Origin of the sequence: Micromonospora sp. NPDC048170 (assembly GCF_040652795.1) — a bacterium.
GTDB lineage: Bacteria > Actinomycetota > Actinomycetes > Mycobacteriales > Micromonosporaceae > Micromonospora.
The window spans coordinates 530,831-546,473 of the sequence record NZ_JBEZMR010000002.1 but is presented as its reverse complement, the minus strand read 5'-3'; the positions used below and the strand labels follow the sequence as shown (position 1 = coordinate 546,473).

Annotated in this window: 17 protein-coding genes and 1 tRNA gene; 9 read left to right on the top strand and 9 right to left on the bottom strand. The window is 71.1% G+C overall.

Annotated features, from left to right (window positions below):
- Positions 1 to 4: 4 nt before the first annotated feature.
- Entirely contained in the window at positions 5 to 1,042 is a 1,038-nt protein-coding gene (locus AB0D32_RS06065) for an AAA family ATPase (RefSeq protein WP_357085438.1), read from the bottom strand.
- A 63-nt stretch (positions 1,043 to 1,105) separates the two neighbouring features.
- Here AB0D32_RS06065 and AB0D32_RS06060 point away from each other — a divergent pair, with 63 nt between their 5' ends.
- Together AB0D32_RS06060 and AB0D32_RS06055 are read left to right on the top strand one after the other, a co-directional pair.
- Entirely contained in the window at positions 1,106 to 1,825 is a 720-nt protein-coding gene (locus AB0D32_RS06060) for a protein phosphatase 2C domain-containing protein (RefSeq protein WP_357085436.1), read from the top strand.
- A 71-nt stretch (positions 1,826 to 1,896) separates the two neighbouring features.
- Positions 1,897 to 3,096 carry a GNAT family N-acetyltransferase gene (locus tag AB0D32_RS06055; RefSeq protein ID WP_357085434.1) on the top strand — a complete coding sequence of 400 codons (1,200 nt, stop codon included), beginning with the start codon at positions 1,897 to 1,899 and terminating at the stop codon, positions 3,094 to 3,096.
- A gap of 146 nt (positions 3,097 to 3,242) precedes the next feature.
- Here the strand turns inward: AB0D32_RS06055 and AB0D32_RS06050 are convergent, their stop codons facing one another.
- On the bottom strand, positions 3,243 to 4,325 hold the full coding sequence (locus AB0D32_RS06050; protein ID WP_357085690.1) for an NAD-dependent epimerase/dehydratase family protein: 1,083 nt from the start codon (positions 4,323 to 4,325) through the stop codon (positions 3,243 to 3,245).
- A 273-nt stretch (positions 4,326 to 4,598) separates the two neighbouring features.
- Here AB0D32_RS06050 and AB0D32_RS06045 point away from each other — a divergent pair, with 273 nt between their 5' ends.
- The 4 genes from AB0D32_RS06045 to AB0D32_RS06030 all read left to right on the top strand — a co-directional run bounded on the left by AB0D32_RS06045 (position 4,599) and on the right by AB0D32_RS06030 (position 6,855).
- A complete protein-coding gene (locus AB0D32_RS06045) occupies positions 4,599 to 5,921 on the top strand; it encodes a M23 family metallopeptidase (protein WP_357085432.1) in 1,323 nt (440 codons plus the stop codon).
- A 167-nt stretch (positions 5,922 to 6,088) separates the two neighbouring features.
- Positions 6,089 to 6,160: transfer RNA gene (locus AB0D32_RS06040), tRNA-Lys, on the top strand.
- 165 nt (positions 6,161 to 6,325) lie between these two features.
- Positions 6,326 to 6,601 (top strand): type II toxin-antitoxin system prevent-host-death family antitoxin, encoded by a 276-nt coding sequence (locus tag AB0D32_RS06035; RefSeq protein ID WP_357085430.1) that lies wholly within the window; start codon positions 6,326 to 6,328, stop codon positions 6,599 to 6,601.
- A complete protein-coding gene (locus tag AB0D32_RS06030; RefSeq protein WP_357085428.1) occupies positions 6,598 to 6,855 on the top strand; it encodes a Txe/YoeB family addiction module toxin in 258 nt (85 codons plus the stop codon). Before AB0D32_RS06035 ends, AB0D32_RS06030 begins: the two co-directional genes overlap by 4 nt.
- A 48-nt stretch (positions 6,856 to 6,903) precedes the next feature.
- Here AB0D32_RS06030 and AB0D32_RS06025 read toward each other — a convergent pair whose 3' ends face one another.
- The 6 genes from AB0D32_RS06025 to AB0D32_RS06000 form a co-directional block, all read right to left on the bottom strand.
- Positions 6,904 to 7,452, bottom strand: coding sequence for a tyrosine-type recombinase/integrase (locus tag AB0D32_RS06025; protein ID WP_357085687.1), 549 nt, complete (start codon positions 7,450 to 7,452; stop codon positions 6,904 to 6,906).
- A gap of 122 nt (positions 7,453 to 7,574) precedes the next feature.
- Entirely contained in the window at positions 7,575 to 8,417 is an 843-nt protein-coding gene (locus tag AB0D32_RS06020; protein WP_357085426.1) for a hypothetical protein, read from the bottom strand.
- Positions 8,418 to 8,631: 214 nt separating this feature from the next.
- Positions 8,632 to 9,099, bottom strand: a complete 468-nt coding sequence (locus AB0D32_RS06015) for a hypothetical protein (RefSeq protein WP_357085424.1) — start codon at positions 9,097 to 9,099, stop codon at positions 8,632 to 8,634.
- A 99-nt stretch (positions 9,100 to 9,198) separates the two neighbouring features.
- Positions 9,199 to 9,846: a response regulator transcription factor gene (locus AB0D32_RS06010; protein WP_357085422.1), complete on the bottom strand. Its 648-nt coding sequence runs from the start codon at positions 9,844 to 9,846 to the stop codon at positions 9,199 to 9,201.
- Positions 9,843 to 11,105, bottom strand: coding sequence for an ATP-binding protein (locus AB0D32_RS06005; RefSeq protein WP_357085420.1), 1,263 nt, complete (start codon positions 11,103 to 11,105; stop codon positions 9,843 to 9,845). Before AB0D32_RS06005 ends, AB0D32_RS06010 begins: the two co-directional genes overlap by 4 nt.
- Before the next feature lie 215 nt (positions 11,106 to 11,320).
- On the bottom strand, positions 11,321 to 12,304 hold the full coding sequence (locus tag AB0D32_RS06000; RefSeq protein ID WP_357085418.1) for an NAD(P)-dependent alcohol dehydrogenase: 984 nt from the start codon (positions 12,302 to 12,304) through the stop codon (positions 11,321 to 11,323).
- A gap of 113 nt (positions 12,305 to 12,417) precedes the next feature.
- Between AB0D32_RS06000 and AB0D32_RS05995 the strand changes: the two genes are divergently transcribed.
- From AB0D32_RS05995 to AB0D32_RS05985, 3 genes are all read left to right on the top strand, one after another.
- On the top strand, positions 12,418 to 13,125 hold the full coding sequence (locus AB0D32_RS05995; RefSeq protein WP_357085416.1) for a TetR/AcrR family transcriptional regulator C-terminal domain-containing protein: 708 nt from the start codon (positions 12,418 to 12,420) through the stop codon (positions 13,123 to 13,125).
- 190 nt (positions 13,126 to 13,315) lie between these two features.
- Positions 13,316 to 14,512 (top strand): hypothetical protein, encoded by a 1,197-nt coding sequence (locus tag AB0D32_RS05990; RefSeq protein WP_357085414.1) that lies wholly within the window; start codon positions 13,316 to 13,318, stop codon positions 14,510 to 14,512.
- A gap of 159 nt (positions 14,513 to 14,671) precedes the next feature.
- A complete protein-coding gene (locus AB0D32_RS05985) occupies positions 14,672 to 15,178 on the top strand; it encodes a hypothetical protein (protein ID WP_357085412.1) in 507 nt (168 codons plus the stop codon).
- On the opposite strand, the gene AB0D32_RS05980 is transcribed toward AB0D32_RS05985, so the two are convergent.
- The gene (locus AB0D32_RS05980) at positions 15,122 to 15,613 is read right to left on the bottom strand and encodes a GNAT family N-acetyltransferase (protein ID WP_357085410.1); all 492 of its coding nucleotides are present in this window, start codon (positions 15,611 to 15,613) and stop codon (positions 15,122 to 15,124) included. The genes AB0D32_RS05985 and AB0D32_RS05980 overlap by 57 nt on opposite strands.
- Between the last annotated feature and the right edge of the window lie 30 nt (positions 15,614 to 15,643).

Sequence of the window (15,643 nt, the reverse complement as noted above, 5' to 3'; positions counted from 1 at the left end):
GGGGTCAGCCGTCGACCGGGGTCGGCACCGGCAGTCGCCGCCGTACCGCCCAGATCGCCGCCTCGGTACGCGACGCCGACCCGGTCTTGCGCAGCAGGTTCGACACGTGCACGGTGACCGTCCGCACCGAGATGCCGAGGGCCCGCGCCGCCTGCTTGTTGGACATCCCGGCGACCAGGCAGCCCAGCACCTCGATCTCCCGCCCGGTCAGCTCGGCGTCGACCGGCTCGGCCGGCCGCTGCGGCACCACCCTCGGCGGGCGCGGAGCGGGCGGCGGACGGAGCAACGCCTCCGGCCCCCGGCCGGCGTGTGCGGCGAGCAGTTCGGTCAGCGCGTACGGGTTGCCGCCGGTGCGCTGCCAGACGGCGCGCACCAGCCGGGCCGACGGGCGCGGGTCCGCGTACACCTGGGTCAGTACCTCGGCGACCTCGGCCGGGAGCAGCGGCCCGAGGTGTTGGCGGACGGCGCCGCGGGCGCCGCAGAGCCGGGCCAGGGCGCGGACCGCGAGATCCGGCGCGACCGCGTCCTCGGCGGGCCGGCTGGCCACCACCAGCAGCGCCGGCAGGTCGGCGGCGGTCGCCAGCTCGCCGACCAGGTTGAGGCTGGCCGGGTCGAGGGCGTGCAGGTCCTCCACCACCAGCACGGCCGGGCCGGCAGCGACCAGCAGCCGGACGACCCGCACCGCGAGCCGCAGCAGGGTGCCCGGCGCATAGCGCTCGCGCGGGGCGGTGGGGTGCTGGGCGAGCCAGGCCAACGCGTCCGGCGGCAGGTCGAGCCGGCTCGTGTCCCGACCCGTGAGGACGGCGGCCAGCCAGTCGTACGGGGCGGGGCTGTGCACCCGGGCGGCACCGGAGAGCACCACCGCCGGCCCGGGAGTGAATGCCTCCAGGGCAGCCGCGACCAGCAGAGACTTGCCTACCCCGGCGGTGCCGGTGAGCACCGCGACGGTCAACGCGGGCCGCCGGGAGGTGACCAGGGTGGACCATGCCCGGTCGAGCTCGGCCAGCTCGCCGGCACGCCCGACCATGGACACCGGCATCATTCCCCAACCCTACGCAGTAGTGCGTAGAGACGGCGGGAGGGTGTTCTTGGCAAGCTTGACCCCATGACGCTGATCCTCCGCTCGGCCATCCTCAACGACATCGGCCTGGTCCGCACCAACAACGAGGACTCCGCCCTTGCCGGTGACCGCCTCGTCGCGGTCGCGGACGGCATGGGCGGCCTGCCCGCCGGCGAGGTGGCGAGCGAGATCGTCATCCGCATCCTGGACGAGCTGAGCCCACCGACCAACCCCGACGAGGCGGCCGGCGCGCTACGGGCCGTGGTGAGCACCGCCAACCGGCGCATCCACGCCGCCATCACCGTCGACCCGGCACGCGACGGCATGGGTACGACGCTGACCGCCGCCCTGCTCGCCGGTGACGCGCTGGTGCTGGCCCAGGTGGGTGACTCCCGCTGCTACCTGCTGCGTGGCGGGGAGCTGACCCAGCTCACCCGGGACGACACCTTCGTCCAGGCGCTGGTCGACCAGGGGGCGCTCTCGCCCGAGCAGGCGCGGTACCACCCGCAGCGGTCCCTGGTGACCCGGGCGGTGCAGGGCTCGGACACGCCCCCGGCGGTCGGGGTACTCACGGTGGTCGCCGGCGACCGGCTGCTGCTGTGCAGCGACGGGCTCTCCGACTACGTCGAGGACGGCACGATCGCCGCGGCGCTGAGCACGTACGGCGACCGCCAGCAGTGCGGCGAGCAACTCGTCAAGCTCGCCCACCAGGCCGGCGCGCCGGACAACGTGACCGTCGTGGTCTCCGACGTCGTCGCCGTCTGAGACGGCCCGCACCGGCCCGCCGACCGGCGATTACGGTTGCGGGGACCGTCGGGCCGGGATGGGATGGGCGGATGACCGTCCGCCGGGTGAACGCCGAGGAACGACTGTCCACCAGCTTCGCGCTCGGCGCGTACGCCTTCGAGGCGTCGCCGCGAAGCGTGGCCCGGGCGGACGAGTTCCGTGGCTACCTGCCCTACAACGAGGGCAACCGGACGCTGGTCGTCGAGGAGAACGGCGTCGCGCTGGCCGCCGCCTCGGCCATCCCGATGCGGCAGAACCTGCGCGGCGAGGTGCTGCCGATGGCGGGCGTCGCCGGGGTCGCCACCCACCCGCTGGCCCGCCGCCGGGGGCACGTGCGCGCCCTGCTGCACCAACTCCTCGACGAGATGCGCGACGAGGGGCACCAGCTGAGCGCGCTCTACCCGTTCCGGCCGTCGTTCTACGCCCGGTTCGGCTACGTGGGGCTGCCCAAGCCGCGTACCGTCACGTTCTCGCCGACCGACATGGGCGAGCTGCTCGGCGCCGACCTGCCGGGCGAGGTGGGCTGGGAGCGGATCGGCGAGGGCTACCAGGACTGGCGCACGTTCACCGAGCGGTGCCTGAACGAGCGGCACGGCTTCGCGATCTTTCCCGGCTACCGGGCGGTGGGGCTGCGTGACCGCGACGAGCACTGGCTGCTCACGGCCCGTTCGGGCGGCACGGTCACCGGCGCGGTGCTCTACCGGATCGACGACCACGGCGGCACGCTGACCGCCGGCGACCTGCTCGCCGCCGACCCGGTCGCCCGGGCGCTGCTGTTGCAGTTCTTCGCCCGGCACGTCGACCAGGTGGAGCGGGTGACCGTCCAACTCCCCGCCGACGAGTTGCCGGAGCTGTGGCTGACCGACCTGGCCGTGCACGTCGAGGCTCGGGTGGCTCGGCCGAACGCCGCCGCGCCGATGGCCCGGCTGCTGTCCGTCGACGCGCTGGCCGGGCTGCCCGCCGGGCCGGGCCGGGTGCGGGTGGAGCTGACCGGCGACCGCTGGCTGGCCGGGTCGTACCTGTTGGACGGCACGACCGGCGTGCTGGAGCTGGTCACCGGCGCCGCCGCCACCGCCGGCTCGCCGCCGGCCGCCACACTGACCGCCGCCGGCATCTCCGCCCTGGCGTACGGGGTGCTGGACCCGGTGGAGGTGGGCCTGCGAGGGCTGGGCGACGTGTCGGCGGACGCCGCGACGGAGCTGCGCCGCCTCTTCCCCCGTCAGGTCCCGTACCTCTTCACCGACTTCTGACGGCCCCGCTCGCTCCCTCCCGCCCGGGCCCGCTCCCGCAGTCGATCAAGAGGTTTGCGTCCCCCGGAGCGCCGGTTCGGAACACGAACCTCTTGATCGATCCGAGCGGTGGCGGGTCGCCGGAGGGGGAGGCAGGGCGGCGCGGGTCAGTAGGGGTTGCCGTGGCCGGCGGGGCGGCCGCGTAGCAGGGCCGCTGGGCGGCCAGGGTGGGCGGCGGAGGCCGACATCGGTGGGCTGGTGGCGTGTGCGCCGTCGGCCATGCCGGTGAGGAGTTCCTTCAGCGCGCTCACCGCGTCGTGGCGCGGGTGCCAGCCCAGCTCCGTCTCGGCGCGCTCGCTCGACATCAGCGGCGCGTGCAGTGCCAGCTCCACCCAGCCGGCGTCGATCGGTTGCAGCCGCGCCCGCCAGGTCAGCGCAGCTGCGGCGCGCAGCACCGGGGCGGCCACGGGCACCGTCCAGCCATGGAAGTGGCGGGCCACCAACTCCGGGGTCAGCACCGGGTCCGCGGCGACGTTGAACGCGCCGCGCGCGTCACCGAGGACCGCCCGGGCGTACGCGTCGGCGACGTCGTCGGTGTGCACCGCCTGCATCCGCAGCCGGGGATTCGTGGGGACCAGCGGAATCCGGCCGAAGCGGAGCAGCCGGACGGGCGCGAACGGGCCGAGGAAGTAGCGGGTGATCTCGGTGGCCGCCGCCCGCTGGAAGTTCAGGCCGGGCCGCAGCCGCACCACCCGCAGCCCCGGGTGCTCGCGTTCGGCCCGGTCGAGCAGCGCCTCCACCTCGGCCTTGTCCCGGCTGTACGACGAGCCGGGCACCCCTGTCGCCGGCCAGCGCTCGGAGACCGGACGGTCCTTCGGGCCGGACGCGTAGGTGCCGACCGACGACGCGTACACGAGAGCCGGCACGCCCGCGCCGACCGTCGCGTCGATCACGGCCGCGCTGCCTCCCACGTTGGTCCGGTGCAACACCCGCTGGTCGTGGCTGGGCTGGATCTGCCAGGCCAGGTGCACCACCGCATCGGCCCCGGCGAAGACCTCGGCCAACTGGCCGGCCGCCCCGGGCAGGCCGATGTCACACGAGTGCCACTCCACCTGGTCGTACGGCTCACCGCAGTCCGGCCCGGGCAGCCGACGGGCCACCCCGGCGAGGTCCAGTCCGCGCTCCCGCCGCAGCCGGCGCAACAGGGCGGTGCCCGCGTTGCCGGTCGCCCCCACCACCACGATCCGCATTTCCGCCCCGTACCCGGTCAGCCGCACCTCAATCACCCGCGCGGGCAGCCGGGCCGGACGGGCGCCCGGGCCGGGATGGGCCGGCGTTCAGGCCGGATGGGCGGGCGGACGAGGAAGGCGCGTGGATCAACAAACCGGCAGCTCAACCCGCTGATCTACAGCGCACCTGAGCATAAGTACGTCTCACCTGACCCGACAGGTTCCGACCTTGTGAAAACTCCACCCGATGTCACAGCATCACGATGTTCATGAATATCGACGAGAGGTGGAGGCGTGACGAGAGCAAGCGTGTGGAGTCGACTGCGAGCGGTCGGAGTGGCGGCAGGCATCCTGCTGGGAATCACGGTCGTTCCGGCGCAGCCGGCGTCAGCGCAGACCGGCGCCATGATCCAGCCGGTGGGTGGACGGGTCACCGGGGTGCTGTCGAGCAGGTGCGGCAGCATCGACGGCGACCACTACGGGGTGGACATCGCGGGGAACAACGGGATGGCGATCGGCGCCGCCTACCCCGGCACGGTCGCCTTCGCCGGCTGGTCCGCCGGCGGGGGCAACATGGTGACGGTCAACCACGCCAGCGGCTACCAGACCCGGTACCTGCACATGGTCCGGCCGGCCTCGGTGGCGGTCGGGCAGCAGGTCGGGCAGGGGCAGGTGCTCGGGTACGTCGGCAGCACCGGCAACTCCACCGGCCCCCACCTGCACTTCGAGATCCGGCGCAACGGCGCGGTCTACAACATCTCCCCGGCGTACGCCTGCGGCGGCACGGTCACCAAGGGCGCCCCGATCAACCTTCCGTTCGCCGACCTGCCGCCGGCCAACGCCATTCCCGACCGGGTCCTCGTGGTACGCACCAACGGGACGCTCGCGGCCAAGGAGTCGCTCAACGGGACCGTGCACGAACTCAAGACCAACGTCACCAAGGTCTCCGCCGACCGCGACCGCATCGCCGTCATCGGCACGAACGGGACTGCGGAGGTGAAGGTCGGCGGTCTCACCGCAGCCTGGGTGACACTGTTCCACAACGCCAAGGACGTCGTCGTCGACGGTGACCGTTACGTCGTGCTCGGCACCGACGGCAGGGCCTGGGCCAAGGACGGCCTCTACGCCACGAACTGGGCGCACATCTCGAGCAACACGACCGTGATCGACGCGGCCGACGGTCGGATCGGGGTCATCGAGAGCGGCGTCGCGAAGGTCAAGGAAGGGTCCATCAACGCGCTCTGGCACACGGTCGCGGCCAGCGCGACCGACCTGTCCCTCGACGGAGCCCGGATCGGTGTCGTCGAGGGCGGCACCGCCAAGGTGAAGGAGGGTCCGCTCAACGCGGGCTGGGTCAACCAGGCTGCTGGCCGGGAGGTCGTCGTCGAGGGCTACCGGGTCGCAGTGCGGGACAACAGCGGCAACGCCTACGTGAAGGCCGGACCGCTCAACGCGGGCTGGGATCTCGTCGCCACCGGCGCCACGGATCTCGACGTCGCCGGCACCCGGATCGCCGTGGTCTCCGGCGGCTGGGCCCGGGTGAAGGAACCGCACCTGAACTCATCCTGGTGGGACATCGTCGTCAACGCCCGGCAGGTAGCCCTCGCCAACCAGTAGCCACAACCGCCTGGCAGGCCTGACCATCTTCCGTACGCCCGGAGGCACCTGTCCTGTGCAGACGGGCGCCTCCGGCAACGGGCCCGGCCGGCTCCTGAGCCGCCCTGTCGATCACGACACGAAAGCCAAGAGTCGCGTTCGGCCGTCGTCCGGTAACCTGAGCGCGCGGGCCGCTAGCTCAATGGCAGAGCTGTGGACTTTTAATCCATAGGTTCAGGGTTCGAGTCCCTGGCGGCCCACTCCTCCGCAGGTCACCGGCCCCTTCGTAGGGCCGATTGCGCCGTGATCTTGGCTCGTACAGCTACGAAGTACAGCAGCACCCTGGATCCTCCGTCAGGGTCGACCACGGACGAGATGCCAGGCCAACCGAGGTACACTTTTCTGTACTTGCTCTGGAGGTGGTCATGCGGACCGTCAACTTCACCCAGCTACGGCAGAACCTGGCCGCCGAACTCGACAGCGTGATCAACGACGCGGAGGAAGTGGTGGTGACCCGGTCGGGACACGAGCCGGTGGTCATCGTGCCGCTCGCCGAGTACGAGGCGATGAAGGAGACCGAGTACCTCCTTCGCAACCCGGCCAACGCCGCAGCCCTGCGCCGCTCGATCGCGGAGCTTGAGGAGAGCGACACGGCCGAGCGGGACCTGATCGACCCGGCCACCGTGCGGGACGTCGCGTGAGGCTGGTCTTCACCGCGACGGCCTGGAACCAGTACCTCAGCCACACCGACCGGAAGCTGGTCAAGCGCATCAACGATCTCATCGCGGACGTGATGCGCAACGGATACGAGGGAATCGGCAAGCCGGAGCCCCTGCGGGGAGAGCTGTCCGGCTTCTGGTCCCGCCGGATCGATCGCGAACACCGGCTGGTGTATCGGATCACCAAGGACAACGTCGAGATCATCGCCTGCCGCTACCACTACGGCGACCGGTAGCGGACCGGGCTGGGGCCAGGAGCGTCGCCCGTCCCGAGGCCGTACGGCCTACCGGTCCAGCGCGCTGCCGAGCCGCTTGAGCGCATCGCGGGTGGCCGCCGAGGAGACCACCGTGTAGATCTCCATCGTGATGGCGAACTGGGCATGCCGGAGGATCTGCATCGCCACCCGGGGGTGGACGTCCAGGTCGGCCAGGAGCGAGGCGCAGGTCCGCCGGGCGTCCCGGACGGTGATCCGCCGGACTCCGGCAGTGTCGCAGCGCCGGTCCCAGAAACGGTTGAAGTTCCGTGGCTCGACGGGACGGCCGTATCGAGTGGTAAAGATCAGGTCGGAGGGGTGCCAGGCCGGGCCGGCGGCGTCCCGGGCGGTGGCTTGGGCGGCGCGGCGACGGTCGATCGCCACGGTGCAGATGTCCGGCAGCGGCAGGGTGGCGTCCGAGGCGGCGGTCTTCGTCTCCCGGTGCAGCAGTTCGGCACCAACTCGCTGGAGCTGCCGGTCGATGGTCAACTCCCCCGCGTCGAGGTCCACGTCAGAGAGTCTGGCAGTGCAGGCCGGTCTCCCGGCGCCCCTCGCCCGTACGGTGATCGACGCCGCCACCGAACGCCTTCCCGAACTACGACTGGCCACGGGAGCCTCCTGAGACGGCGGGAGGCGAATCGAAGCCTGTTGTCGGGCCTGCCGACCTTCGCGCGGTGCGGCTCCCACGCGCAGTGGATCGGTCACCCGGGCACAGTGGGGGTGGGAACGGCCGGTTCGGTGTGGTGGCTGTCCCAGACCCACTGATCGTCGCCGTGGTCGACCAGGGTGCTGCACCGGTAGCGCAGCAAATCCACGTCCGTGTTCGGAGGCGGACCGCCGGGGTGCGACGGCGTCACGTTCAGGGCGGCATCCGCGTTGTAGACGAACCGGTCCGACAACCAGTAGTCACGGCGGAACTCCGTGCGCCACTGCGAGTTGCTGCCCCAGCCGTGGGACAGGTCAGCCACCTGCCGGTACCGCCGCCGCCATGCCCAGTACAGGGTCGAGGTCGTGGCGAGTGCGGGATCCAGGTGGTGGGCACCGGCGCGGACGCTCACGCCGCCACGGACCAGCAGTAGCGATCCGATGAGGCAGCCCGGCCACCACTGCTCGACCAGTAGGGGAGTCTCCTGCGGATCGTCGGCCGGCGTGACCTCGACGATCTCGTGCAGGAACGGATGGAACGCCTCCCCCTCGGGGAACGTGCCACCGATCGCGGTGACGAACTGCCGGTACGCCGAGCAGGGAAGCCAATCGGTGCAGACGTCGGGGCCGATGGCGGGCGGTTGGCTGGGCAGGATGAGCAACTCCACCACCCGGCTCAGCGCGTACAACGCCCACCGGTCCTCCTGCACGAGCGCGACGGCAGCCATCTCCACCTGACCGACCTGCCGCAGCGCCGCCAAGATGGGCGAGTTGGCCGCGATCCAGGGCTCCAGTACGTCCCGGCCCCACCCGCTGCCGCTGTAGTCGAGAGTCGGCTCGTACAAGCCGAACCGGATCTCGTTCCAAGCATCGCCCGGGAACATCATCTCGGCTGTCACGACCGACAGTCTGCCGGCCGACGGCGAGCGCGGCGAGTGAGATCCCCGGTCCCACACCGTAGCGAAACGGCCTCCACATCAAGCTGGGCACCCTGTTTCGCCGGGACCCTGCGTTTCGACCGGTGTGCGGAGCTGGCAGCGGGGTGTGGCTCGGAAAACGGTTGTCTGCCGAGCCACACCCGCACTGTCGGCAGCGGATCGCCGTGACGGCAGCTCAGCCGCGGGTGACCGTGACGTCAGCGGTGAAAGCACCGTTGCCGTTGCCCGGCGTGTCGTCGTTGATCCGCAGGTACAGCGTGCTGCCGGTGCCGTAGTAGGTGAACGTCGTGCCAGTCCCGGCATAACGGTAGTTGCCGTTGGTCTTGGCCAGCAGCGAGAAGGCGCGGGCGTTCGTCATCGGGAACTTCGAGTCGTTGGCCATGTTCGTCCAACCCTGTGGACCGTTCTGCCCGGTGAGCCACACCCCAGCCCAGATCAGCCCGGAAGCGCTGATCTGGACCCGGTCGCCGTTCTGCAGCCAGCAGCCGGAGTTGACGTCGTACGACGCCTCCTCGACCTGCTTGGTCTCCTCGCAGACGATCGTGCTGGTGGCCGCTGCCTGTGCCGGCGTCACACCGACCAGCGCGCTGCCTGCCACGGCCGCCGCCACCGCCAGCCGGGCCGATACCGTTGCGAACCTCATGTTGTCCCCCCTCGATTGCTTGGGCTTACGGAGATCAACACTAGGAATCCGGACGGCAGGGCACATCAGTGCGAGCACGTAATTGATGTCAGCCAGGGGTCAGTCCGCCAGGAAGGTCAGCACCGCGAGCACCCGCCGGTGGGTGTCCGGCTCATCGGCCAGACCGAGTTTGGCAAAGATGCTACGTACGTGGGTCTCCACGGTGCGCTCGGAGAGATGGAGGTCAGCGGCGATGCCCCGGTTGGCCCGACCTGCCGCCATCCGGGCCAGGATCTCACGCTCGCGCGGTGACAGCATGCCGACACCACCTGACACGCGAGGTCGGCGCAACAGCCGGTCGACCACGATCGGATCGATCGCCGTGCCTGCCGCCGCGACTTCGCGCACGTCGCGCAGGAACCCGGCGACATCGGTGATCCTGTCCTTGAGCAGATAGCCGACCCCGCCGCCGGGCTCTTGGAGCAGGGCCAGCGCCTCGCGGTGTTCCAGGTGCTGGGACAGCAACAGCACCGCGACGCCGGGGTGACGACGGCGTACGTCCAGCGCAGCGCGGACGCCCTCCACGGTGAAGCTGGGCGGCATGCGGATGTCGACGATCGCGATGTCCGGCTGGTGCTGGGCGACAGCAGCCAGCAGTTGCTCGCCATCGCCTACCTCGGCCGCGACGGTGATGCCATGCCGCTCCAGCAACAGTGCCAGGCCGCTGCGCAGCAGTACGGAGTCGTCGGCCAGGACGGCGCGGGTCATGACGCCGCGAGTGGCATGACGGCGCGTACCGCCGTGCCACGACCCCGGGTGCTCGACACCCGCAGGGTCCCGCCGCACGACTCGACACGCTCCCGCAGGCCGTGCAGCCCGCCACCCGGCACCGGGAGCGCGCCGCCGATCCCGTCGTCGTGGACGGTGACCTCGACCCGGCCCCCGCTGGTGGCGAGCGTGACGGACACCCGGCCCGCCCGGGCGTGTTTCTGACTGTTCGTAACCGCCTCCATGGTGACGAAGTAGGCGGCGACCGCGACCGGTTCGGGCAGCGTGAGGTGGCTGACCCGATCGTCGACCAGGACCGGGACCGAGGCGCGCTCGGCGATGGCAGCTACTGCCCCGGACAGGCCGTGGCACACCAGGGCCGCCGGGTTCATGCCCCGGACAAGGTCGCGCAGATCGGCAATCGCCTGGTCGACCTCTGTCGCGCCGCGCGCGACCAACGCGGGATCGTCCTGCCGCAGCATCATGGCGGCGGCGAGCAGCCGCTGTTGCACTCCGTCGTGCACATCACGCTCCACCCGGCGGCGCTCCCGGTCGCGAGCCCGGCGCAGGTGGCGGCGCTCGGCGCGGTGCATGCTGAGTGCGGCCCCGACCGGGATCAGCGCCGCACCGAGGACGTAGAGCGTGGCTGGCCAGTGCCCGGAGCCGTCGGTGACAGTGCTCAGGATCGTCGTAAACAGGCCGTTGACCGCCAATGCGGCCCAGAACGGAGCGTACACATGCTGTTCGACGCGGCCGGACCGGCGATACCGCACGATGAACACTCCGGCGAGGAACACGCCGACCAGCGGATAGGACAACGCCCGCAGATGCAGCAGATTATGGGTGCTCAGCGCACCGGCTGCCATCGCCCCGACAACGATCACCGGCCAGTAGGCGTAGCCGGCTGCGGCGATGAGCCGCTCCCACCGCCCCCGCAGCCGGCCCGACGACAGGATGAGACCGACGTGCAGGTGCATCGGGTGTTGCACGATGCTCAGCATCATGCCGGCGGTGAACAGGGCAGGCAGGGTGGCGCGGCCCCAGGCGTCCAGCAGCCACGCCAGGCCACAGGCCACCAGCAGCAGCCCGATGCGGTTGTCGGGGCGCTCCCGCCACAGCCGCAGTCCCACCTCGACGTGCAGGACCCCGGTGACGGCGAGACAGACCAGTTCCCAGGGTTCCATCCAGTACAACGCCAGCAGCGGTCCGCACAGCAGCGTCGCGGTCGCAACGCGGATCGGCCACCGTAGAAGTTCCATGGATCGTGATCTTGCCGGTGGTTACCGGCACCGGCCAGCATCCGTCGGTAGCCCGACTTTGTGGATTGGGGCTACTGGAGTCGCGACACCACCGGCAGCTACCGCACGCCGATCACGTTGGTCGACGGGTGTGACGGCCCAGCCTCGGCTTCACGCCCCAGGTTCGACGACCGCTGACGCCAGCTGTCCTCCTTACGCCACCTGACAATGGCATGTCAGAGGGTGATGACCACCTTCGCCCGCGCGTGTTCACCTTCGAGGTACCGGATGGCCTGTGGCACCTCGTGGAGCGGATAGGTCCGGTCGATGACCGGGGTGAGGCGGCCGGCCTCGGCGTGGGCGCGGAGCGTGTCGAGGTGTTGTCGGCTGGGTGCCGTGGTGAGTGTGACGATGCGGTGTCGCACGAGGGGTGCCAGCAGCCGCCCGCGCGCGAGGAGCCAGACCGGTCCGACGAGGCTGCCGCCGCCGTACACGCCGCCGCCGGAGAGCACCAGCGTCCCGGTCGGGGTCAGCGCCCGCCGGAGCGCGGTGAGTGGGCGGTTGCCGACCAGGTCGAACACGACGTCGTGCCGGCGGGCGTCGCGCGTGAAGTCGTCGCGGGTGTAGTCGACGACGTGGTCGGCGCCGAGGGAGCGGACCAGGTCGACGTTACGGGTGCTGCACACCCCCGTCACGGTCGCGCCGAGCACCTTGGCCAGTTGGACGGCCAGGGTGCCGACGCCGCCGGAGGCGCCGTTGACGAGGACGCGGTGGCCGGGCTCGACCTGCCCGACGTCGCGCAGTCCCATGAGCGCGGTGACACCGGCGAGCGGCAGGGCTGCCGCCTGTTGCGGCGTCAGGTTCGCCGGCTTCGGCGCGACCATGGCCGCAGGCACGCACACGTACTCGGCGAATGCGCCGTTGGCGTCGCCGAGGTCGCCGAAGACGGCGTCACCAGGGCGTACCTGGCGGACGTGGCTGCCGACGGCTTCGACCCGGCCGGCGAAGTCGCGGCCACGGATGCGCGCCCGTGGCCTCGATCGGCCCATGGCCAACCGCGCCATCCGTGGATCGCCACGCATGGCATGCCAGTCGTACGCGTTGAGCGCGGCGGCCTCGACCCGCACGAGCACCTCGTCGGCGGCAGGCACCGGTGTGTCGACGTCCGCGAGCTTGAGCGTCTCCGGTGGGCCGTACCGGTCTTGGACGATTGCTTTCACCTTTCCCTCCCCTCAGGGTGTACGGCGTACACCTCATGAGCCCAATGTAGGTGTACGCCGTACACCCGTCAAGGCGGTTATGGTTTCAACCGCTGCCGAAGACGAGGACCGAGATGGCTGAGACGCTGCGCCGGGCGCCGCTGAGCAGGGACCGGATCCTGCGCGCCGCCGTCGCGCTCGCCGACGGGGCCGGGATCGAGTCCCTCAGCATGCGCAACCTCGCCCACGATCTGGGCGTCGTGCCGATGGCCCTCTACAAGCACGTGGCCAACAAGGACGAACTGCTCGACGGCATGATCGACGTCGTCGTCGGCGAGATCGACCCGCCGGTGCCCGATGCCGGCTGGAAGCACGCGGTCCGCAGCCGCATCCTCTCGGCGCGGCAGGCGCTGCGGCGCCACCCCTGGGCGCCGCTCGCGATCGAGTCGAGGAACATGGCGACGCCGGCCGTCCTCGCCTACCTCGACTCGATGGTCGGCACGTTACGGGCCGGGGGGTTCTCCGCCGACCTCGCCCACCACGTGATGCACGCGATGGGCAGCAGGATTCTGGGCTTCAGCCAGGAGTTGTTCGACGCCTCCCGACGCGCCGGCCGGTCCGGCACGGCCGACCCGGACCCGCCGACTGCCCTACCACCGGAGGTCGCGGCCCGGTTCCCGCACCTCGCGGAGATTTCCGGGGCGGCGTCCCACGACGACGCGTCGGTCGTGGGACAGGGCTGCGACGACCAGTTCGAGTTCGAGTTCGCGCTGGACCTGCTGCTGGACGGCATCGAACGGCTGCAACAGCAGGACTGGACGTCGTCGCGCCGGCCCCGGTGAGGCGGTCGGGACGCGATCCCTGCCCAGCCGCTGCTGCATGACCGTCTGCGTTGGAGTCGACCGCAGGCCCGTTGCGGGCGGGAGGAGCCGCTGGGCATGGGGCGACGCATGTGGGGAACGCGCTCCGGCATGAGGACGGGGAGAACCTCGTCGCCGCGCCGAGGTGCCGGCCGTACGTAGGGAGCGCACCGTGCACGAGATCACGCCTCAGGAACAGGAGCGGCTGCTCACATTCATGCGTCGGCATCGGAAGCGCCTGATGGCGTACCCGAATGTTCGTGCCGTCGATGTCGGTTTCGCCTTCAAGCGACAGCGGCCCTCCGACCGCCTCGCGATCCGGGTCCACGTCAACCGCAAATTGCCGGCCTCGGATCTCCCGGACGCCGACCGGCTGCCCGATGAGATCGACGGCGTCCCGGTCGACGTCATCGAGAGCAATCCCGTGCCCGACGCCGAATTCCGGCACTCCCGCCAGGACCCCGCACTCGGCGGCATCAGCATCGGAAACGTCAAGGGGGGCGGACCCGGCACACTCGGATCCATCGTGTTCGAAAGGGGCACCCTGCGCCCCCTCGCCCTGACCAACTGGCACGTCGTCGTCGCCAATCCAGCTGTCGCGATGGACCCGATCATCCAACCCGACCCGGTGCCACCCGACCCGGAGCCGCCGAACAGTTTCCTCGGTCGACTCCTACGCTGGGACGAGGGCCTGGACGCCGCGCTCTGCTCCATCGGCGAACAGGACGGCACCCGCAGCCGGAGCGTCTCCACCAGGATCGCTGACCTGCCACTGCCCGCGGCGGGCAGCAAGCCTCACACCGTCGGCCTCAGGGTGGTCAAGTCCGGGCTGCGGACCGGCGTCACCAACGGCATCATCGACGGCACCGACGGGCTGGAGTTCTCGGTCGTCGTCGACAACGGTCTTCCCCCGCCCCAGGGGGCGCTCGGCGGGCCTGGCGATTCGGGGTCGCTCTGGCTGGACCGGGAGACCTTCACTGCGGTGGGCCTGCACTTCGCGAGTGTCACGGATCCCGAGGTCCGCGCCTGGGGGCACTCGATGTCGGCGATCTGCGACAAGCTGAACGTCTTCGTGCTGGACGACGTGGCCATCGGCACCGCGTGGATCGGTGGACACTGCCGAGTGCTCGCCCAGACGCGGGCGAATGCCCCGTGCAACCTGCGGGTGGTCTACCCGAGCGGACGCACCAGCCGGGCCAGCGGACTGGGGCCGGCGACGGCTGACGCGCAGGGTCTGGCCAGGTGGCAGTGGCGGATCGGCACGAGCACGGGGCGCAGGCCCGGCATGAAGCTGAACGCGTTCGTGACCCTGGACGGCACCGAGCATCTCGTCACGACGGAGCTCGAAGGCACCCCGGACGTGACGTGACGTGACCTGCGCCGCGACCAATGGCTGCGCGCTGGCGAAGACCACCGGCCGACCTGCGCCTCCTCGCCCGGACAACGACTGGCCCCGGTCGTCGTTGATCCTGTTGTGCCCGCTCCACCGCGACGACGGTGGGGGCTCCGACCGTGGAGGAGGACGCCGATGACCAGCCAGAGCGAAACCGTGGAGGTCGACCCGGTCCTGTTCCGTGCCGTCTACGACTCGCCCGCCGCACTGCCCGGCGAGCACCGGTGGACGACCCCCGAGTCGGACGTGCGACGCATCGAGAAGCTGCTCGGCATGCCGCTGCGCAGCATCGGCGCCCCGCTCTGGGTCAGCGGGGACGAGCCGGACTGCCCGAAGTGCGGGCGCCGGGTCAACTGGTACGACATCGTCTCCTCCGCCCTCTCCGGCGTACACGACCGGATGATGATCGCGACGGTCATCCTCGGCGACCGCAAGTACGTCAACACCGAGGTCCCCGACGCGATCGCCGGGGTGCGCTGCACCGACTGCCGCACCCCCATCGAAGGGCTGCGCAGCTTCAAGTGCCACAACTGGGCGTACGCCTTCGAGGCGCTGGAGGCCGTCCGGCAGCGGATGTCCGGCGCGTCAGTCGTCGGCCGTCAGGTCGCGGACGAACCGCAGCCCGGGGCGCCCGTCGAGTGACACCTCGCCGACCCGCGTGAACCCGGTGCGCCGGAGCACCGCCAGCGAGCCCGCGTTGTCCACGGTGGTTTCGGCGGTCAGCCGGCGCAGCCCGTACGCCTGGCGGGCCAGCGCGGCGACACGGCGGACGCCGTCGGTCGCCACCCCGCGCCCGGCTGCCCGCTCGGCCACCCGGTAGCCCAGCTCGGCCTCGCCGTCAGCGACGTCGACCAGGTTGAACCGGCCCAGCACCGTGCCGTCGGCGTCGACCAGAAGGTGGAAGTGGCAGCAACCGGTCTCCTGCTCGGCGAGCAGCCCCGCGTGCCGCTCGGCGAAGCCGGCGAAGTACGCGTCGCCCCGATCCGGCACCGACCTGGCGAACCACTCCCGGTTCTCCCGCTCGAAGCGCAGCAGCGCGGTGGCGTGGTGGGCGGCAAGCCGCTGGAGTTCGGACATCGCGCCACCCTACCCAGGTGAAGGAAGGGT